Source organism: Stenotrophomonas sp. YJH_SMC_91, from assembly GCF_059368495.1.
In genome coordinates, this window is sequence record NZ_JCAFRT010000002.1 from 118,434 (window position 1) to 138,132 (window position 19,699).

Sequence of the window (19,699 nt, forward strand, 5' to 3'; positions counted from 1 at the left end):
CTTCAGCTTGGATCGCTTTCAGCAGGCGTCAGTACTCGCTGAAAGCGCTCCTCAGATCGACGCCGATGATCGGCGAGAAGTCCACCTTGCACAGCTCCAGCTCGAAGAGCTGATCGTGATTGTCCAGGCACAAGGTGACCCTCACCGGTACGCCGTCGGCATCGGCAAGCATGGCCGTGGCAATGTCGCTTCCGAAAACCTGGGTCGTGCTGGACAGGAACACCACGCCCCCGAATCCGACGACTTCCACGTCCTCCACCTGGGCGAGCGCCAGATCCTTCAACAACCGTTCGGACAGCTCGGTCGTCTCCGGCAGCAGCCTATGGATGAGGGAGACCTCGTCGGGGGTGAGGAATCTGGGCACGGAATGTCCTTCAGGGCACTGCATCCGCCATCGGCTGATTCTCGATCCGCCATGTCCTGGCGTAGATCAGAATGACGCTTCCGGTCGAGCTGGTCTCGATACGAAAACACTTCAGACCGGACAGCGGATAGCCGACCGCCTTCCAACGATCAAGAAGATCAGCGAGTCCCGGCTCGTCATCGTCCACCATGGCGAACTCAATTCCCTCGTCACCCAGTACGCCGAAGTTCATGAGAGCCGAGCACCCGTACGCTTCCGAGAAGCAGACGGTTGCCTGCCGGCAGTCCGGCCAGCGCACCTGGACCTTTACCTCGTCGGACTCGCCAGGATTGCTTCTGTCAATGTTGATAGCCAGCAACGTGGCGTCACACCATTCAAGGGAGTTGAAATCTTGGTTCATCTACTGGAATCCGCCAGATTCATACGACGGTGGTGCGACCTCATCCGCCCCTTCCTCTCTCTCCCCGCTCCTGAAGCTCCCCAAGATTGAGATCCCGAGCATAGGACCGCCGACTACTGATCTGTACCGGCTTGGATGCGAACCTCCGACCGTCCCTGCATTCAACGGCGAATTGGTAGCTCTGGGGTTCCGGCCCTGCAACGACCATCATGGGTACCGAGAATGTGCTTCCAACCGGTTTCGACGAAACCACACCTCCGCCCTCCCCGAGCATGCTCAGCTCACAATCGAGAGCGCGAACGTCACCCTGACCTGGCGGCACGCTTCCCGAGACGCGCACGATCATATCGCCACCCGATGTTGCACAGCCGGCCAGAACCAGACCGGCAATGACAGCTGCGGCATACCTCACCTTCGCCCCTTCTCCGCATTGTTAATGCACCTGTTGAACGCACTGACGTTCGCATTCACCACGGTCAACAGTTGCCGGATGGTGTAGCTGGCGGTACCTGCCGAGGTGACCAGCGCGATGCGATTACCTATGACGTCATGATCTCAAGCCCCCTTGCAAAGAGGTGGTTGAGAAGGCCCGCTACTCCGGGGACCCATCTGCAAAATGCCGCTTTCTCCTAAAGGCAACGAGAACGAAGGCTGTCGCAGCCAGGAAGGCACCACACGCATCCCAGATTCGGCCCATCCACAGCATCAAAGCGAAAATGGCGAGCCACATTACAGATAGTGCAAGAAGCCATCCGCGCGTCAGCTTCATAGGGCTCAGTACACAGGTTGAATTCCAACCATAGCGCAGACGATAGCCAATGCAACCTAATAGATTGCCGGCGTCCCTTCTTCCAACTGCTGCAACGCCGGCGACAAAGGGCAAAAGCAGCGCCAGATCCGACGCACCAGATGCCGACAAGGTCAGCCACGTTGATAGGCGGGCGGAAGAACCCGCAGCGCAGGCGCAGCGACCTCATACACCATGACTTCCTGCACGGGGAGTCGGTGTTATACCTCACTACATTACCAACACGACCTGTCGCGAGGTCGGCAGGCTGTGGCACTCCGCTGCAGACCTGACCCATCGGAAGGGCTGGCACGCGTCACGGCCCAGGAGAATGGCAATGAAGATCAGCCGAGTGACGTTGTGGGCGCTGGCCGCCATGATGGCCGCAGTGGGCACCGCGCACGCAGGGGAAATCCAGGTGGATCGAGGCGCTTACACACTGCAGGCCGAAGAGATGGGGGCCGGCCCGATCACCGTGGTCTTTGAATCCGGTTTCGGGCAGGGCGCGGGGGCCTGGAAGGAGGTGGTTGCCGGTCTGGGGCGCGACTACCACAGCATCACCTACGCCCGTGCGGGACTCGGCAAGTCCGGCAGCGACGGTCATCCCAAGCGCATCGATGCGCATCTGGCCGACCTCACGGCCGTGATCGATACGCTCGCTCCCGGTCGCCGCGTTGTGCTGGTGGGTCACTCCTATGGCGGCCTGCTGGCCACGGAGTTTGCACGCCGCCATCCGGAGCGCCTGCAGGGCCTGGTGCTGGTGGACCCGGCCACAATGGGGCAGCGCCATGCGTTCAAGCAGGCCGACAGTGCCCGCGTGCAGGCAGATGATGCCCAGCTGCGGGCGATGCTGCCGCCAGCCATGGCCGCCGACTACGCCGTGCTGACCGAACAGCTGGATGCACCCGGTGCGGAAACCCCGCGCACGATGCCGGACGTGCCGGTAGCGCTGCTGACTGCAACCCAGCTGGCTGCCGAACCGCTGTTCTTCGAGGAAACCGCAGCGGGCAAGGCGCTCTGGAAAGCACAGCACGCCCTGCTCTTCTCGGGATTCACGCGCGGCTCGCACCGCTACCTGGCAACCGGCCACACCCTCCAGCGCGAGGAACCCGCTGCGGTGGTGGCAGCGATTCAATCGGTCTCCGGCACCTCGAAGTAGCTGTTCCAGGCAGGGGCTTCCCGGGCTGTCCCCGGCTACTGCCCACGCAGGCGCACCGCAAAGTACCGCGCCGGGGAAAGGCCAAGCGCTTTCTTGAACATCGTGATGAAGGCCGTCACCGACTCATAGCCCAGCGTCTCGGAAACGCGTTGTACGGGTGCACCGGCGGCGAGTTCCCGAATGGCGATGAGCAGGTGCAGTTGCTGCCGCCAGCGCCCGAAGGACAGTCCCGTTTCCCGTTCGATGAGGCGGGTCAACGTGCGCTCGCCCAGGGCCAGGCGCACGGCCCACTGGCCGATGGTGCTGCGGTCTGCCGGATCCGCCGACAGCGCCGCAGCCAGCGCGCGCACCTTCGGGTGATGGCTGACCGGCAGCGACAGATGCTCAGCCGGCGTCTGCACCAGTTCGTCCAGCAGCACCCGCGCCAGCCGGTCGGTGTGGCTGCCATGCGGATAGTCCAGCGGCGCGTCGGCCAGGTGCAGGATCATCTCGCGCAGCATCGGCGAGATGGCCAGCGTCACGCACTGCGCCGGCAGGTCGACGATGCCGGGCTCGACGAACAGGTAGCACAGGCGCGCGTTGGCGGTGGCGCGGTTGCTGTGCGGCATGCCGCCCGGAATCCAGACGCCACACTGGGGCGGCACGATCCACAGCGCATTGGCCACTTCGCAGGTCACCGCCCCATGCAGCGCAAGAATGAGCTGACCCTTTCGATGCTCATGCACCGGAATTTCCGCGTCGTGCTCGGCCACCTGCAGGCGGCTGGCAACCGCCGGGCGATCGGTCTCGTCCGGGTCCAGGTCAAAGCCGGGGAGCGAAATGCGAGCCATTCTCACATTGACCGGTTTTAGCGATTGATTGTCATTGTAGCGAAATTCGCCAGTGCGGCCGGTCACTAGCATGAGCTGCATGCACTCCCCCACCCCGCTCCGCCCCCACCTGCTCCAGGCATTTGCCCGGTTTAAAAGCCCTGCCCTCAGGACCGACCAGGAGGCGGTGCTGTTCTCGCTCAAATGCCTGCTCGCCGCGTCGTTGGGGCTGTATGTCTCTCTGCGGATCGGCCTGAACCGCCCGTTCTGGGTGGTCGGCACGGTCTATCTGGTGTCGCAGCCCCTTTCCGGGGCGACACTCAGCCGCGGCCTGTTCCGCCTGCTGGGTACCGTGGGCGGGGCCGTCGCCACCGTCGCGCTGGTGCCACGTTTCGCCAATGCACCCTTGGTGCTGAGCGCCACACTCGCCACCTGGATGGCGCTGTGCCTGTACCTGGCGATGCTCGACCGCACGCCACGTGCGTACGCGTTCCTGCTGGCCGGCTATACCACCAGCCTGATCGGGTTTCCTGCGGTGATGGTGCCGGGAGAGGTGTTCACCATTGCCATCACGCGGGTGCAGGAAATCGCCATCGGCATCCTGGCCGCCACGCTGGTACATGGGTTGGTGCTGCCGCGCCGGGTCTCGATGCGCGTGCACGCACGGGTTGCTGCCGTGCTGGAGGATGCGGAACGATGGACACGCGACATGCGCGCCAGTGCATCGGACACGGTACTGGCGACGGACCGCTCGAAAGTGGCCGCCGACCTGCTCGAGCTGCATGTGCTGTCGATCCACCTGCCCTTCGACAGCGCCCACGGCGTCGCCCAGGTGCAGATCCTGCGTGCCCTGCATGACCGGATGCTGGACGTACTGATGCTGTCCAGCGCGGTGGAAGATTCCATCGCCCGGCTGCGCTCACCACAGGCCAGCGCGATGGATGCAACAGACTGGCGCGATCTGCTGCGGGCCGGCCTGGTCGCGCAACAGGCCGAGATCGACCTTGCCCACGCCGATTGCCGCGTACTGCAGGCGGAGCTGCACACTGCCCGGCCCGACTGGCGCCGGCATGTACCTGCCCGCCTTGCGCGACATACGCAGGGTGCGGCACTTCACCGGGATCATCGGCTTGCCCTGCGCAGCGCGCTGGGCGCGTTCGTCGGCATCCTGCTGAGCTGCGTTCTGTGGATCGTTACCGGCTGGTCGGACGGCGCCACGGCGGTGTCCATCATCGGCACGGCGTGCGTGCTGTTCGGCACGATCGAAGCGCCGGCACCGCATGTCATGCGCTACCTGGTGGGATCTTGCATCGGCGTTGCCGTCGGCCTGCTCTACGGTCTGCTGATCTTCCCCGCGCTGTCCGATTTCGTCGGCCTGATGGCCGCGCTGGCGCCTGCGCTGCTGCTATGCGGATCGTTCCTGGCCCGGCCGCCCTTCATCATGGCTGCGCTGGGCGTGGTGCTGACGTTTCCGCTCATCGCCGGCCTGGGCGCGACCAATTCGACCAACATCGCCGGCGCGCTCAACAACAGCGTTGCGTTGTTCATCGGTACGACGGTGGCACTGTGCAGCATGCAGCTGTTCCAGACCGCCGATGCGGGCCGCAACCGCGCACGGCTGGAGCGTTCGATCCGTCGGGATATCGCACGACATGCCGCCGAACAAGGTGGCGTGACCCGCGCCTGGCTCAGCCGCATGCTGGATCGAATCGGGCTGCTCGCTCCCAGGTTGCAGGGCCGTTCCAGTGCCGCACACGATCTGCGGGAATTGTTTGCGGACGTTCGTGCGGCACGTGCATCCAGCCAACTCCGCGCGCTGGAAAGGCGGCTGCACAACCCGCAGGTTCGGGCGCTTCATGCGGCGCTGGTCGAACGCATCGCCGCACATTTCAGGATCCGCGGCCATGCGCCACGCAGTGTCGATGCCCATCTTCTGGAACTGCTCGACCGCATGCGCGAGGCCGCAGTGGCCAGCAGCGGGGGTGATCGTGAGCATCTGTCGCACCTGCTCTGCGGATTGCGCCGCGACCTGCTGGCGCCTGCTCTCACTCATCGGCACTGACCTCATGCTTTCTGATCTTTCCATTGATGGCGTGCTGATCCCCGGCCTGCTCGCCGTGGCCGCCGCCGCGCTGGCGCTGTCGATGCTGACCTCGCGCCTGCTCGCCAGCCTCGGCCTGTACCGGCTGTTCGCCGCGCGGCCCTTGGTGGGCCTGTCCCTGTTCGTGATCCTGGCGGAGCTGATGATCCGGCTCTCGCCCCTGCTCGAGAAATGAAATGAAACACCTGCTTGCCGTCATCGGGCGCTGGAGCGCTACGCTGGTTGTATTCGCGATTGCTGTCGTCGCCGCACTGTCCATCTGGAAGCGTTACGAAATGCGCCCGTGGACGCGGGATGGGCGGGTGCGCGCCGATGTGGTGCGCGTTGCATCGGACATGGGGGGGCTGGTCACCCAGGTGCTGGTGCACGACAACCAGCGGGTCAGCGCCGGACAGCTGCTTCTGGTGCTGGATCAACCGCGCTTCGCTGCCGCGCTTGAGAAGGCCGATGCAGCGGTCAGCAGCGCTCGCGCCACGCTGGCGCTGGCCCGCCGCGAATCGACACGGGACAACGCACTTGGCAACCTGGTCGCCTCGGAGACACGCGAACGCAATGCCGCCAAGGTCGATACCGAGTTGGCAGCGCTGGCGCAGGCACGGGCCGAACAGCGCGTCGCCCAGCTCAACGTGCAACGCACCGAGGTGCGCGCAACCACCGACGGCATCGTCACCAACCTGGACCTGCACGCGGGCGACTACCTGCAACCCGGTGCGCAGGCACTGGCGCTGATCGACACCCACAGCCTGCGTATCGAAGGCTACTTCGAGGAAACCAAACTGACCTGCATCACCGAGGGCGATGCCGCCGTGGCCCGGCTGATGGGCGACACCCGCGATGTCCGCGGACACGTTGACAGCATCGCCGCCGGCATTGCCGACGATCAGCGCTCAAGCACGCACAACCTGCTGCCGGCCGTGGCGCCGACCTATACCTGGGTGAGGCTGGCACAGCGCATCCCGGTACGCATCCGTATCGATGATGCGTCGCCGGATACCCGGCTGATCGTAGGTCGCACTGCGAGTGTGACCATCACCCCCTCGGCGCAGGGAGCCTGCAAGTGAGCGTGCGGACAGTACGTGGCGGGCTGCTTGCCCTGCTGCTGCCGATGACGGCCTGCGTGTCCGGCCCCGACTATCACCTGCCGGCGAGCGCTGTCGCAGCCTCCCCACGGGCGGCGCGGGCGTTCGTCTCGGGCCAGGAGGCATCGTTCAGCCACGACGCGCCACCGGATCGATGGTGGCAACTGTATGGCGACCCCCAGCTTGACGCCTACGTACGCGAAGCACTGGCGGCCAATACCGACCTGCGCGCCGCCGATGCCAACCTTCGGCGCGCCAGCGCGACCGTGCTGGAGTACCGCGCGCGCGGTGCCGTACAAGGGGACGTGGATGCATCGGGCACGCTCACCCATGCCGGTGGCTACACCCAGGCGTCGGCCGCACCGCAATCCTATGCGCTGGGCCTCCACCTCTCCTATCCGCTGGATCTCGCAGGCGGCATCCGCCGCGGCATCGAAGCCGCCAACGCGGACACGGAGGCTGTCGCTGCGGCACGCGACCAGGTCCGCGTGGTCGTCGCTGCGGCCGTCACCCGTGCCTATCTCCAGGTGTGCACAAGCAATCACACGCTCACTGCAACCCGGCAGGTGCTGGCGATACAGCGCGCTACGCTGGAGGCAACCCGACGCCTTGCTGCCGGCGGGCGCGGAACGGACTTCGATGTCAGCCGTGCCGGTGCAGCCGTCAATCGCAGCGCGGCGGCGATACCGCACCTGCTGGCGGAACGGCAGGCCTCACTGTTCGAACTGGCCGCACTGATGGGCAAAGTCCCGGCAGACTATCCCAGGGAAGCAGAAGGGTGCCCACAGCCCCCTGAGCTGCAGCAAGCATTGCCGATCGGTGACGGCTGGCAGCTGCTCCAGCGGCGCCCTGACGTACGCGCAGCCGAACGCAGCCTGGCCGCCGCGACTGCAATGATCGGTGTCGAGACGGCGGCTCTCTATCCGCAGATCACCCTGGGCGCCTCTTCGGGCGTCGCCGGCACACCGGCGCATCTGCTGTCGGCCGACGGCTTCGGTGCGAGCATCGGCCCCGTGCTGTCATGGCACTGGCCCAACCACCGCGCGGCGAAGGCCCGCATCGCAGCGGCCGGTGCCAATGCGGAGACCGCTCTCGCTTCCTTTGACGGCATCGTGCTGCAGGCACTGCGCCAGACCGAGACCGCGCTTTCTGCCTGCACGCAGGAGCTTGAACGCGAGCGCAGCCTAGCGCACGCGCGTCGGGACGCAGCCCGGGCCACCGAACAGGCACAGCACCTCTACCGCTTCGGCAGGATCGATTTTCTAGACGTGCTTTCGGCCCAGGCGGAGCTGGCAGATGCGGAGTCCGCATTGGCCGCCTCGCGCGCGGAACGCATTGACCGGCAGATGGATCTTTTCGTGTCGTTGGGCGGAGGCTGGGCTGCAACGGATTCGGCCCCGGGCGGGGTCCAATGACCCGTTGTCTGGCAACGACTGCAGGCCGCGCCGTCTGTTCAGGAAATTACCGCCTACACCCGCATTCATTCACATGGATTGCCCTATATTCCCGCCACAGCGCCGCATGCTGCGGCCATGACGGAGGCATCCCCATGAAGACCACACGTTTGCTTGCCATCGCATTGAGCGCAGCCACCGCGTTGGCCGCGGCCCCCGCCTTCGCCGATCCGCCGCACCACGCCCGAGGCAACGGCCCGCCGCCGCACGCAGGCGGCCCGCACCACCGCGACGCGCCGCCGCCGGGCTGGCAGAAGAAGGCCTGGCGACGTGGCGAGCGCCTGCCGTGGGCCGAAGTGGACCGCCGCTATTGGGTAGACGATTACGCGCGCTATGACCTGCGCGAACCGGGCCGCGACCGGCGCTGGGTGCGCCAGTCCGATAACGAGTATCTGCTGGTGGAGATCGCCACCGGCTTGATTGTTGACGCGCTGCATCGTTGAATGCGGAGCGCGCCGGGGCCCTGTAGCCGTGGCCCTGGCGCGCTCCCACCACACTGCGGCCGACATGAATGATGCGAACCACCGGATTCCAGAGCGCGTTTCTCATTGTTGGCCTCATCGCAGGCCAGCCGGCCCACGCTAGCCAGCAGCCATCAGCGGCGGATGTAAAAGCGATCGAACAGGTGGTCGAATCGTTCCGTACTTCGCTGATCAACAAGGACAAGCCGACCTACATGGGCCTGTTCTTCTCGGACAAACCAGAAGACATCGGCTGGCAGTTCGTTTCCGAAGACGTGCGCCTGCAGGAGATCCGCAAGGCCAAGCCCGATGCAATCAAGGCGCGGCAGATTCCTGCAAACAACTTCATCGCGCTGATCGACGGGGCGGTGGCCTCGCCGAAGCCGAAGGAGGAGAAGTTCTACAACACGAAGATCGAGACGGATGGTGATGTGGCTTCGGTCTCGTTTGACTACAGCTTCCACGACGATGGGGTGAAGACCAACTGGGGCAAGGAAATGTGGCAGCTGATCCGCACCGAGCAGGGCTGGAAGATCTTCTCGGTGATCTACTCGGTCCGCGATTCACGCAGCCCGGCCGATTGAGCAGGGCTTGATGCGGGCGCCCTCACCCGCGATCCATTCAGCAAGGGCATTGGCATTCGGCCAGCGATCGGGCAGAGTTCGGCCACGCGCAAGGACGCATGCCATGACCCGCCTGCTGATCATCGAAGACAACCCCGAGCTGGTTGCCAACCTGTATGCCTTCTTTGAACCGCTGGGTTACGTACTGGACGACGCCCGCGACGGCGCCAGCGGCCTGCGCCGGGCCACGCAGCACGACTACGACGCCATCCTGCTGGACCTGATGCTGCCGCGGCTGGACGGCATGACGCTGTGCCAGAAGCTGCGCCAGGAGTTCCAGAACCCGGTGCCGATCCTGATGCTGACCGCGCGCGATCCGGTCGAAGACCGCGTGCAGGGCCTGGCACTGGGCGCGGATGACTACCTGGTCAAACCGTTCTCGCTGACGGAACTGGATGCGCGGATCAAGGCCCTGGTACGACGGGCGCAGGGTCGCCAGGTCCAGAGCGTGCTGGCGTGGAAGGACCTGCAGGTGGACACGCGCTCGCCGCAAGCCTGGCGGCAAGGCCGCTGCATTGCGCTGACGCCCACGTCGCACAAGCTGCTGATGTGCCTGGTGCGTGCGGCGCCGGCCGTGGTGCGCAAGCAGGAAATGGAATACCTGGTCTGGGGCGACGAGCCACCCGACAGCGGCGCGCTGCGAACCCACATCCATGAGCTGCGCCTGCAGGTGGACCGCAGCTTCGACACCGCGCTGATCACCACGGTGCACAGCGTCGGCTGGCGCATGCAGGCGTGACCCGTGCCTCCCTCTACCGCCGCCTGAGCCTGCGCACCCGCATCACGATCTCGTTCGTGCTGTTGATGGCCGGTGCCATGGGCTTCATCGTACTGGCCGAACAGGTGGACTACGACCAGGTCCGGGCCGCTGTCGTCGCGCGGACCCAGGACAATGAAGTACGCCGCCTGCAGGACGAACTCGCCCGTGGTCGGCGTCCCGACCTGCCCTCCGGCAGCGCACTGTTCGATGCCCAGGACGTGCCTGTCGTGCTGCGCCAATATGGCCCGGGATATCACGGCGAAGCAGCACCCAACGAGTGGCACCTGCGCGTGTTCGACAGTGCCGGCCAACGTTACTACCTGCTGCAGGACGCAGCGCCCTATGGCTATCTGGAATACCTGATCAATGCCTTTGCGGCACTGGTCATTTCGATCTGCGTGCTTGGCGCCTTCCTGATCGGTCGCAAGGTAGCGACCCACGTCATCGCGCCCATCACACGATTGGCCGATGCGGTGCAGGACGGCCACAAGCCCTTTCCCTACCAGGACGCACGCGATGAGATCGGCGTGCTCGCGCGCGCCTTTGCCCGCCATAGTGACGAGCTCGAACGGTTCCTGCATCGCGAACAGTGCTTCAGCGGCGATGCCAGCCACGAGCTGCGCACGCCCTTGGCCATCATCGGTGGTGCTGCCGAGACGCTGGCCTGCCAGCTTCCGGCCGACAGCCACCTGGTTCCCAGTGCCGAGCGCATCCTGCGCACCACCCAGGAGATGCAGCGCCAGCTGACCTGCCTGCTGCTGCTCTCTCGCGCCCCCAGCACCGTGCCACGCAACGAGGTGGCCCTGCGTGCGCTGATTGAATGCTGCATGGATCGCTGCCAGCCCTGGCTTTCCGGCAAGCCGGTGATCGTTGCGTTTGATGCCCTGCATGACACCGTGCTGCACACCAACGCGGATCTTGCGCGCAGCGTGATCTGGAACCTTCTGCGCAACGCCTGCCAGTACACCGAAAGCGGCGAAGTCCGGATCTCCCTCCACGACGCCGCACTCATCGTCGCCGACACGGGGCCCGGCCTGCCCTCCAGTATCGATCCACAGCTGTTCCAGCGCTTCGTACCCGCTAGCGTGCACAGCGGCGAGGGGCTGGGGTTGTCGATCGTGCAGCGCATCGTGGAGCACCTGGGTTGGAGGATGACGGTGCATTCATCGCAGCAGGGATGCCGGTTCAGCCTGGAGTGGCCCCTCTGACGATTTCCTGACGCACGCGTGCACATGCTGGGGATTGCTCACTTCACGGCGGAAACCGCATGCAGCACCCCAAGGACAGCGGCAAGTACCCGCACGGGAAGACCGGCCTGAGCCGCATCTTCCACACCCTCATCCATTCGCGTGATGGCTTCGTCGCCACCTTCCGCGGCGAGGCTGCCTTTCGCCAGCTGCTGCTTCTGCACGCGCTGTTGATCATTGCAGCGTTCGTACTGGACATCAGCGCGGTCGAGCGCGCGATAGTGCTGGCGGTCTGCTTCATCAGCCTGCTGGTGGAACTGCTCAACTCGGCGATCGAAGCGGTGGTTGATCGCATCTCCCTTGAACAGCATCCGCTGTCAAAGAACGCCAAGGATATGGGCAGCGCCGCGCAGACCACCGCACTGTTGATGGTGGGTGCTGTGTGGGGCCTCATCCTGCTGGGCTAGTCCGCCCAACCTGACAACTTCCTGATAAAGCGGTTTCGATACTGCGCGCACTCCCGCTCCACGGAACCTGCTCGTGCGTCAATGCCGCCGTTTTCCACGGCCCCATCCGATCGTTCTGGTCTGGGCCGTCGCACTGTTCTTCACCACGATTGGAAACATCGCCCTCTGGAAGACGCTGTGGGGGCTGGTCGACCTCAACAGCGTGCGCAGCGTGCTGTTCCTGGCCAGCCTGCCGGTGGTGCTGTTCTGCCTGTTCAACCTGTTGCTGACGCCACTGCTGGCACTGCCATTCCTGCGCAGGCCGCTGCTGGTGCTGCTCGTTGTCGTCAGCGCCGCCTGCAGCTACTTCATGCTGCACTACAACGTGCTGATCGATCGCAGCATGGTGCAGAACGTGTTCGAGACCAACCAGGCCGAACTGAACGCCTATCTGTCGCTGCCACTACTGTTGACCCTGCTGGCGCTGGGCGTGCTACCTGCTGCCGGGCTCGCCCTGGTGCGCACCACCAGCGGGGCCGGTTCGATACGTTCGCTGCTGGTGTGGCCGGCCAGCGCTCTGGCGTCATTGCTGGTACTGCTGGCAATCGGCTTCGCGTTCTACAAGGACTACTCCTCGCTGCTGCGCAACAACCGCTATCTCCGTGACCAGGTGCTGCCGTTGAATGTCGTGCGCCATACCCACGGTTATCTGAAAGGCCTCTACAGCGCCCGCCAGCAACCCTTGCGCCCGATCGGCATGGACGCACGGCGCGTACCGGGCCCGCGTCCGAAGCTGGTGGTCATGGTCGTCGGCGAGACCGCGCGATCACAGAACTTCCAGCTCAACGGCTACCCACGCGCGACCAATCCCCGGCTCTCGCGCAAGGAAGGCGTCATCAGCTTCAGTGATGTTTCCTCATGCGGAACCGCAACGGCGATCTCGGTGCCGTGCATGTTCTCGCAGATGACCCGCCGCCAGTATGACGATGTACGCGCAGCGACCGAGGAGAACGTGCTCGACATCCTGCAGCGCACCGGCATCAGCGTGCTCTGGCGCAACAACAACAACGGTGGCTGCAAAGGCGTGTGCGAACGCGTGCCGACCGAGGACATGCCCGCGCTGAAGGTGGCCGGCCAATGTGTCAATGCCGACGGCACCTGCTATGACGAGGTGCTGCTGCATCAGCTCGGTACACGCATTGACGCCATGAACGGTGACGCCCTGGTCGTGCTGCACCAGCTTGGCAGCCACGGCCCGACCTACTTCGAACGCTACCCGGCACAGTCGCGGGTATTCAGTCCGACCTGCGACAGCAACCAGATCCAGCGTTGCAGCAACGAGGCGCTGATCAACACCTACGACAACACCCTGGTCCATACCGACCGCATGCTTGGCAAGACCATCGACCTGCTGCAGGGTTATGCGGACCAGCGTGATGTCGCACTGATCTATGTGTCAGACCATGGTGAGTCGCTGGGCGAACGCGGAATGTACCTGCACGGCACGCCCTACTTCATCGCCCCGCGCGAGCAGACCCAGGTGCCGATGGTGATGTGGTTCTCACCGGACTTCGGCCGCAACGCAGGCCTTGATGGGGCATGCCAGCGCGACAACGCCCTGCACAGGGCATACAGCCACGACAACGTTTTCCACTCGCTGCTGGGCCTGTTTGGCGTCAGCAGCGCGGTGTACCAACGCGATCTGGATGTCTTCGCCGGTTGCCGGACGGCGGCCACGCCATCGGTGGTCGCCTTACCGGTCAGAAAACGGCGCCGGTTGATGCCGGTCGCTGCCCGCAAAGTGGCGCGTTACTGCGCCGCCAGGGCGAAATCCAGGCCCGCACACACCGCCGCCACCTGGGCGTCGTTGCATTCCTGCGGGTTGGTGCGCGGGCTGTCCGGGTAGACCTCGGTGGTGGTGGCAAAGCGCGCGTCGGTGAAGCCGGCGCAGGCGCCGATCGAGCGCGACTCACCCCACACCACGCCCGGCGACTGCAGCGGCAGGCCGACCAGGTTGCCCTCGGCGTCGGCCGGGGCGATATGGGTGACTGGCGCGACCGCAGCGATCAGGGCCTTCTGGAACTCGGCCTGCGGGTCTTCGCTGTTGCCGATCACGTAGAAGCCATCCGGAATGGTGTCGCGCTCGAACGGCTTGCCATCGCGGGCGCAGCGCGCCGGATCGAACTCGTGCAGGTCGCTGTCGGTGGTCTCGTGCAGGTCCAGGTGCACCAGCAGGTTCGGTTTGCGCTCGGCCACCCAGGCCATCAGCGCGGCCGCTTCCTCGATCTGGCCGCCGTCACGGAAGCTGCGGTTGGGGTCGATGGCATCCGGGTTCCAGCGCTGGATGCGCTCGTAGCCCCACGGGCTGACGCACGGTGCCACGATCAGGTTCAGCCGGCCCAGGTAACGCTCAGCCTGCTGTTCCAGGAACTGCAGGGCGCCATGCACGCCGCTGGTCTCGTAGCCATGCACACCACCAGTGATCAGTGCGGTCGGCAGCGCCGGGTTCCAGTCGTGGTTGACCACGGCGAACAGCGGGTAATGGTCCGGCGCATAGTCCAACTGGCCGTACTGGATCACATCGAAGCTGTCGTCCAGGCGCTCGAGCGCGGCCACCACGTCGTCGTGATAGCTGCGCTGGCGCTGCTGGCGGGCCCGCCACTGTGCGCGTTCCGCGTCGCCCCAGGGCTGTCCGGGGGTGCCGATCGGGTAGAACTGCGCAACAGTCATTGGGTACTCCAGGGGTCGAACGGGATGGGTGCAGCCGGTCATTCTAAGCCTTGTCGCGCCTGCGGGTCCCCTCCCCCGGCCCCGCCTTCATCCAGGCCGGGTCATCTGGTTGTAAAATCAACGGTTTTTGGCCCCTCACCCCTTGATGGCGAACGCAGCGCAGCCGGTCCTGGGTGGACCGGAGTTCCTCCGCCTGCTCGCCCGTCTCAGCGACGGCGCGATGCCGGCCAGCAGTCCCGCCCTGACCGATCGGCTCGGCCAGTGGGTGGACTGGAGCCGTGCCGTGGCCCTGTCCGGGGCGCTCGGCGGACGCCTGCCCGAGCCCGGTGAAGCCGCCGAAGCCGTCGAGGATGTGCTGGCCGACTGCGTCCAGGCGCACACCAGCCTGCTGGCCTCGATCAGTGAGGACGCCGAGGCCGAGCGCCTGCTGGACCTGGCCGAAGCCGCCGCTGCACCCAACTTCGCCTCGCTGCGCCAGCGCTACCGGGTACTGCAGCAGGCCATCCAGACCGCCACCGGGCGCCTGCGCGGCCGCCTGCGCGACCAGCTGGTGCAGGTTTCGCCCGAGCTGGCGCGGCTGGCCGAGGTCGATGCGGTGATGGAACAGACCCTCACCCCGCGCGAGCACAGCCTGCTGGCCACTGCGCCGGCCGTGCTCGGCGCCCGTTTTGAACGCGTGCACGGCCAGCCCGGCTGGCGCGCGGCCTTCCGCCATGACATGCGCACCCTGCTGCTCGCCGAGCTGCAGCTGCGCTTCCACCCGATCGAAGGGCTGCAAGACGCCCTGCGCTCCCACTGACCGGAACACCATGTCCAGAACTGCTTTCCATGTCGTTGTTTTCCTTGTCGGCCTGCTGGCCGTGTGCTGGATCGGCATTGGCTATGTTTCGGTGCATCCGCTGGGTGCAGCGGTGGCGGCGATCATCGCGGCCTGCTACATCGCCGGTGGCGTGGAGCTGTACCGCTACCGCCAGGCCAGCAACGGCCTGCGCAGCGCACTGAACGACCTGTCCAGCGCGAAGGAGAGCCTCGCTCCCTGGCTGGAGCGCGTACCGGCAGGCCTGCGCAACGCCGTGCGCCTGCGCGTGGAAGGCGAGCGTACCGCCCTGCCCGCTCCGGTGCTGACCCCTTACCTGGTCGGCCTGCTGGTGCTGCTGGGCATGCTCGGCACCCTGCTGGGCATGATGGACACGCTGCGTGGCACCGGACTGGCCCTGCAGAGCGCGACCGACATGGCCGCGATCCGCGGCTCGCTGGCTTCGCCGGTGCAGGGCCTGGCGGTGGCATTCGGCACCTCGATCGCCGGTGTGGCCAGCTCGGCCATGCTCGGCCTGCTGGCGGCGCTGCTGCGTCGTGACCGCCTGCAGGCCGTGCAGCAGCTGGATCGCGCCATTTCCGGCGACCTGCATCCGTACTCGCAGGCCTGGCAGCGCGCCGAGTCGCTGCGCCTGCTGCAGGCACAGTCCGCGGCGCTGCCGGCGCTGGTCGACCGCCTGCAGGCGATGACCAGCACCTTTGAACAGCACAGTGCGGCCGCCAATGAGCGCCTGCTGGCCGGCCAGGCCGAGTTCCTGACCCAGAGCCAGGCACTGCAGGAACGCCTGGCGGTCTCGCTGCAGCAGTCGCTGCGCGAAGGGGCTGAAGCCAGCGCCGCCGCCATCGGTGGCGCGCTGCAGCCGATGGCCGAGACCACCCTGGCTGGCCTGGCCCATCACGGCGAAGCACTGCATGCCCGCGTCGAGCAGGCCGTGCAGCAGCAGCTGACCGGCCTGAGCGACGGTTTCGAGCGCAGCCGCGTCGCAACCGAGGCCAGCTGGGCCAAGGTGGTGAGTGAACAGACCCAGGCACAGCAGGCACTGGTGAGCGACCTGCGCCAGCACCTGCAGGCCTTCAGCGATGGCCAGGCCACGCATGCCGAAGCGCTGGTCACACGTATCGGCGAGCGCCTGCAGGCCGATGCACAGGACAATGCGGAGGCCTTGCGTGCTGCCGCCGAACAGCAGCAGGCCCTGAACAGCGCGCTGGTCGAGCGCCAGCAGCAGGCGTTGATCGCCGCCAGCGAGCATCTGGACGCGCGTGCGCAGGCGCTGCTGCAGGCACTGGAGCAGCAGCACAGCGCCAGCCAGTCGCTGCTGCAGGACCACGAACTGCAGCGTTCGCAGCAGTGGCAGGCAGCGCAGGCCACCGCCGCGACCGCGCACGCCGAACTGCAGGCCAGCCTGGACAGCCGCGAGCAGCAGCGCCAGGCGCGCTGGGACGCGGTCAGCGCCGAGTTGCAGCAGGCCCACGCCGCCCTGCAGGCGCAGTTGCAGGCCGGCGACGAACAGCGCCTGCAGCGCTGGAGCGATGCTCTGCAGCACGTTTCCACCGAGCTGGCCGAGCGCCTGCAGGCCAATGGCGAACGCCTGGCCGCGCAGCAGCAGCGCGTCTGCGACACGCTGGCGGAGACCGCACAGCAGATCGGCGAGAACGGTCGCGCACAGGCCAGCGCCACGCTGGCCGAAGTGTCCACCCTGCTGCAGACCGCCGCCGCCGCGCCCAAGGCCGCTGCCGACGTCATCAACGAGCTGCGCAGTACGCTGTCCGAGAGCCTGGTGCGTGACAACGCGATGCTGGAGGAACGCGGACGCCTGCTGGCCACCGTGCAGACCCTGCTGGATGCGATCAACCACGCCTCGCACGAACAGCGCACCGCTGTGGACGCACTGGTCGGTGGCTCGGCCGAGCTACTGGAACGCGTCGGCAACCGCTTCACCGACCATATCGCCGCCGAGACCGGCAAGCTGGATGGCATTGCCGCAGCGCTCCACGGCAGCGCGGGCGACGTCGGACAGCTGGCCAGCAGCTTCGGCGAAGCGGTCGCGCAGTTCGGCAGCGCCTCCACCGAGCTGTCCGGCCGCCTGGAACAGATTGGCGGCGCACTGGACGCCTCGCTGGCCCGCAGCGACGAGCAGCTGGCCTACTACGTGGCGCAGGCGCGCGAGGTGGTCGACCTCAGCCTGCTGTCGCAGAAGCAGGTGATGGAAGAACTGCAGCAGCTGGCCGCGCGCCGCGGCAAGGCCGGCAGCGCATGAGCGACGAGCTGGAGGTCGATGGCGGCTCGCATGCCCCGATCTGGGCCGCCTTCGGCGACCTGATGTCGGTGCTGCTGGGCGCGTTCGTGCTGATACTGGTCGGTGTGGTCGCGGTGCAGCTGGAGCTGTCGCAGCGGCTGGACCAGGAAGTGAAGCAGCGCCAGGCCGAAGCCAAGCGCCTGCAGACACTGGAGCAGGCACTGGCTGGCCCGCTGGCCGCCGGTCGCGTGACCCTGGTCGATGGACGCATCGGCATCAGCGGCAGCGTGCTGTTCGCGCTGAACTCCGACCAGCTGCAGCCGGAAGGCCAGGAGCTGCTGCGCAGCCTGGCCGCGCCGCTGGCCGCCTACCTGGGCAGCCGCGAAGAAATCCTGATGGTCAGCGGCTTCACCGATGACGCGCCGGTACGCGAAGGCAACCGGCGTTTCGCCGACAACTGGGAGCTGTCCGCGCAGCGCTCGCTGACCGTGACCCGCACCCTGATCGCCGATGGCGTACCGGCTGACGCCGTGTTCGCCGCCGCGTTCGGCAGCGAGCAGCCGGTCAGTTCCAATGCCAATGAGGAAGGCCGCGCACGCAACCGCCGCGTGGAAATCGCGCCGATTCCCAAGCCCAAGGCCCCGCATGCCAAGTAAGCCGCCAGCGCTGGAAGGCCTGCGCGCACTGGTGCGCGACCTCGATGCGGGGTCGCGCTCGCTGCCGCATTACCCGCAGGTGCCGATGCTGCAGCAGGTGCAGCGCGAGTGGTCGGAGCTGCGCAGCGAACTGCAGGTGCGCCGCTCACTGCGCACCGAGGCCCCGGCCGACGGCGGCCCGCTGAACTCGGCGGTGCTGGTGCAGCGCATGCTGGACACGATGCAGGCCACCAGCCCCGGCTACCTGCGGCACTTCATCGACTATGTGGATACGTTGTCGTGGCTGCAGGCGCTGCAGGACGGCGCCGCCAGCGGTGCAGATACCGCGAAGCCGAAGCGGACACGCAAGCCGCGCTGAACACCAATTGGTAATGCCGGCCGCTGGCCGGCATCAAACCGGACCGACCACGGCCGAAGCGCGCGCAAGCGGCGCTGAACAGCGAATGGCCGCGCTGAACATTGACTGGTAGTGCCGGCCGCTGGCCGGCAGCTATGCATCTTCGCGCGGGTCATGGGGTTGCCGGCCAGCGGCCGGCACTACCATCGAGGGTGCTCTGTGCGCCGGAACGCAATCTGCGCTGCGCTTCGCCTCTGCTGTGGTAGTGCCGGCCGCTGGCCGACATCAAACCGGACCGACCACGGCCGAGGCGCGCGCAAGCGGCGCTGAACAGCGAATGGCCGTGCTGAACATTGACTGGTAGTGCCGGCCGCTGGCCGGCAGTTATGCATCTTCGCGCGTGTCATGGGGTTGCCGGCCAGCGGCCGGCACTACCATCGAGGCTGCTCTGTGCGCCGGAACGCAATCTGCGCTGCGCTTCGCCTTTGCTGTGGTAGCGCCGGCCGCTGGCCGGCAGCTATGCATCTCCGCGTGGGTCATGGGGTTGCCGGCCAGCGGCCGGCACTACCGTCGAGGGTGCTCTGTGCGCCGGAACGCAATCTGAGCTGCGCTGCGCTTCGCCTTTGCTGTGGTAGTGCCGGCCGCTGGCCTGCATCACAACCAGGCCGACCACGGCCGAGGCGCGCGCAAGCGGCGCTGAACAGCGAATGGCTGCGCTGAACATTCACTGGTAGTGCCGGCCGCTGGCCGGCATCACAACCAGACCGACCATGCATACGGATACTCGCCAATCTGCCCAGCAAGACCGGCGCGCACCGGATTCCCCAGGGTGTACAGCGCTTGCTGCGCCAGCGACTCCTCGGCCCTCACGGCATGATCAAAGTAGCCAGACTGCCAGACCGTACATCGACGCCCCACCAGGCGATTCAGCGCAAGCGCGCTCGACGATTTCATCCGGCGCGCGATGTCGGGAAGGTGAGCTGCGCGCAGCTCGAACATCCAGTGGACGTGATCCGGCATGACGACCCATGCGTGTGACTTTACGAGCCCGCGCTGTTCGATGTAGTGGAACTGGTCGATTACACATGCTGCTGCAGCTTCGCTTTCAAAGAGCCGGCGGCGCTGGTGTGTCGTGGTTGTCAGAACGTAGGACTGGCCGATGATCGAGTGACGGCCCAGGCGGAGGCGATGGCTGCTCATGCGCCATGGTGGGTCGATCATTGGGCGTTGGCTGTCGGGCCATGCCTCGATGGAGGTTGGGAGATGTCTGAAGTTGAATGAGGTTGCCGGCCA

The 19,699-nt window shown here is 66.2% G+C and carries 20 protein-coding genes; 15 read left to right on the forward strand and 5 right to left on the reverse strand.

Annotated features, from left to right (window positions below; genetic code table 11):
• Window positions 1-28: 28 nt before the first annotated feature.
• Window positions 29-364 (reverse strand): DUF6984 family protein, encoded by a 336-nt coding sequence (locus AC5P5X_RS04125; protein WP_049403413.1) that lies wholly within the window; start codon window positions 362-364, stop codon window positions 29-31.
• 10 nt (window positions 365-374) lie between these two features.
• A complete protein-coding gene (locus AC5P5X_RS04130) occupies window positions 375-764 on the reverse strand; it encodes a hypothetical protein (protein WP_062606554.1) in 390 nt (129 codons plus the stop codon).
• 1,124 nt (window positions 765-1,888) lie between these two features.
• On the opposite strand from AC5P5X_RS04130, the gene AC5P5X_RS04135 reads away from it, so the two are divergent.
• Entirely contained in the window at window positions 1,889-2,710 is an 822-nt protein-coding gene (locus tag AC5P5X_RS04135) for an alpha/beta fold hydrolase (protein WP_012480490.1), read from the forward strand.
• A gap of 35 nt (window positions 2,711-2,745) precedes the next feature.
• On the opposite strand, the gene AC5P5X_RS04140 is transcribed toward AC5P5X_RS04135, so the two are convergent.
• Window positions 2,746-3,540 (reverse strand): AraC family transcriptional regulator, encoded by a 795-nt coding sequence (locus AC5P5X_RS04140; RefSeq protein ID WP_012480491.1) that lies wholly within the window; start codon window positions 3,538-3,540, stop codon window positions 2,746-2,748.
• Between the two features lie 166 nt (window positions 3,541-3,706).
• Here AC5P5X_RS04140 and AC5P5X_RS04145 point away from each other — a divergent pair, with 166 nt between their 5' ends.
• The 10 genes from AC5P5X_RS04145 to AC5P5X_RS04190 all read left to right on the forward strand — a co-directional run bounded on the left by AC5P5X_RS04145 (window position 3,707) and on the right by AC5P5X_RS04190 (window position 13,536).
• Window positions 3,707-5,581 (forward strand): FUSC family protein, encoded by a 1,875-nt coding sequence (locus AC5P5X_RS04145; protein ID WP_111189321.1) that lies wholly within the window; start codon window positions 3,707-3,709, stop codon window positions 5,579-5,581.
• A 4-nt stretch (window positions 5,582-5,585) separates the two neighbouring features.
• Entirely contained in the window at window positions 5,586-5,795 is a 210-nt protein-coding gene (locus AC5P5X_RS04150; protein WP_049471367.1) for a DUF1656 domain-containing protein, read from the forward strand.
• A 1-nt stretch (window position 5,796) separates the two neighbouring features.
• Window positions 5,797-6,681 carry an HlyD family secretion protein gene (locus AC5P5X_RS04155; protein ID WP_065183849.1) on the forward strand — a complete coding sequence of 295 codons (885 nt, stop codon included), beginning with the start codon at window positions 5,797-5,799 and terminating at the stop codon, window positions 6,679-6,681.
• Complete coding sequence (locus AC5P5X_RS04160; RefSeq protein WP_065183848.1) at window positions 6,678-8,114, forward strand: efflux transporter outer membrane subunit; 1,437 nt, start codon at window positions 6,678-6,680, stop codon at window positions 8,112-8,114. The genes AC5P5X_RS04155 and AC5P5X_RS04160 overlap by 4 nt, the downstream gene beginning before the upstream one ends.
• Before the next feature lie 134 nt (window positions 8,115-8,248).
• Complete coding sequence (locus AC5P5X_RS04165; RefSeq protein WP_005409930.1) at window positions 8,249-8,596, forward strand: RcnB family protein; 348 nt, start codon at window positions 8,249-8,251, stop codon at window positions 8,594-8,596.
• Between the two features lie 71 nt (window positions 8,597-8,667).
• Entirely contained in the window at window positions 8,668-9,198 is a 531-nt protein-coding gene (locus tag AC5P5X_RS04170; protein WP_111189322.1) for a nuclear transport factor 2 family protein, read from the forward strand.
• Window positions 9,199-9,301: 103 nt separating this feature from the next.
• Window positions 9,302-9,976, forward strand: coding sequence for a response regulator transcription factor (locus AC5P5X_RS04175; protein WP_032962486.1), 675 nt, complete (start codon window positions 9,302-9,304; stop codon window positions 9,974-9,976).
• On the forward strand, window positions 9,973-11,205 hold the full coding sequence (locus tag AC5P5X_RS04180) for a sensor histidine kinase (protein ID WP_049397968.1): 1,233 nt from the start codon (window positions 9,973-9,975) through the stop codon (window positions 11,203-11,205). The genes AC5P5X_RS04175 and AC5P5X_RS04180 overlap by 4 nt, the downstream gene beginning before the upstream one ends.
• 59 nt (window positions 11,206-11,264) lie before the next feature.
• Complete coding sequence (locus AC5P5X_RS04185) at window positions 11,265-11,651, forward strand: diacylglycerol kinase (RefSeq protein ID WP_012480499.1); 387 nt, start codon at window positions 11,265-11,267, stop codon at window positions 11,649-11,651.
• Window positions 11,652-11,724: 73 nt separating this feature from the next.
• Window positions 11,725-13,536, forward strand: coding sequence for a phosphoethanolamine transferase (locus tag AC5P5X_RS04190; protein WP_111189323.1), 1,812 nt, complete (start codon window positions 11,725-11,727; stop codon window positions 13,534-13,536).
• Here AC5P5X_RS04190 and AC5P5X_RS04195 read toward each other — a convergent pair.
• Window positions 13,440-14,360 (reverse strand): M14 family metallopeptidase, encoded by a 921-nt coding sequence (locus AC5P5X_RS04195; RefSeq protein WP_005409936.1) that lies wholly within the window; start codon window positions 14,358-14,360, stop codon window positions 13,440-13,442. The two genes, AC5P5X_RS04190 and AC5P5X_RS04195, sit on opposite strands and share 97 nt — an antisense overlap.
• Window positions 14,361-14,505: 145 nt before the next feature.
• Here AC5P5X_RS04195 and AC5P5X_RS04200 point away from each other — a divergent pair, with 145 nt between their 5' ends.
• Genes AC5P5X_RS04200 through AC5P5X_RS04215 form a run of 4 tightly spaced genes read left to right on the forward strand, consistent with a single transcriptional unit; the run spans window position 14,506 to window position 18,427 of the window.
• The gene (locus AC5P5X_RS04200; RefSeq protein ID WP_049397965.1) at window positions 14,506-15,159 is read left to right on the forward strand and encodes a DUF3348 family protein; all 654 of its coding nucleotides are present in this window, start codon (window positions 14,506-14,508) and stop codon (window positions 15,157-15,159) included.
• A gap of 10 nt (window positions 15,160-15,169) precedes the next feature.
• Window positions 15,170-17,434, forward strand: a complete 2,265-nt coding sequence (locus tag AC5P5X_RS04205) for a DUF802 domain-containing protein (RefSeq protein ID WP_111189324.1) — start codon at window positions 15,170-15,172, stop codon at window positions 17,432-17,434.
• Window positions 17,431-18,069 (forward strand): OmpA family protein, encoded by a 639-nt coding sequence (locus AC5P5X_RS04210; RefSeq protein ID WP_099481283.1) that lies wholly within the window; start codon window positions 17,431-17,433, stop codon window positions 18,067-18,069. The genes AC5P5X_RS04205 and AC5P5X_RS04210 overlap by 4 nt, the downstream gene beginning before the upstream one ends.
• Window positions 17,993-18,427: a DUF2894 domain-containing protein gene (locus tag AC5P5X_RS04215; protein WP_414488583.1), complete on the forward strand. Its 435-nt coding sequence runs from the start codon at window positions 17,993-17,995 to the stop codon at window positions 18,425-18,427. Before AC5P5X_RS04210 ends, AC5P5X_RS04215 begins: the two co-directional genes overlap by 77 nt.
• Window positions 18,428-19,159: 732 nt before the next feature.
• Here the strand turns inward: AC5P5X_RS04215 and AC5P5X_RS04220 are convergent.
• On the reverse strand, window positions 19,160-19,606 hold the full coding sequence (locus tag AC5P5X_RS04220; RefSeq protein ID WP_099523706.1) for an REP-associated tyrosine transposase: 447 nt from the start codon (window positions 19,604-19,606) through the stop codon (window positions 19,160-19,162).
• Window positions 19,607-19,699: the final 93 nt, after the last annotated feature.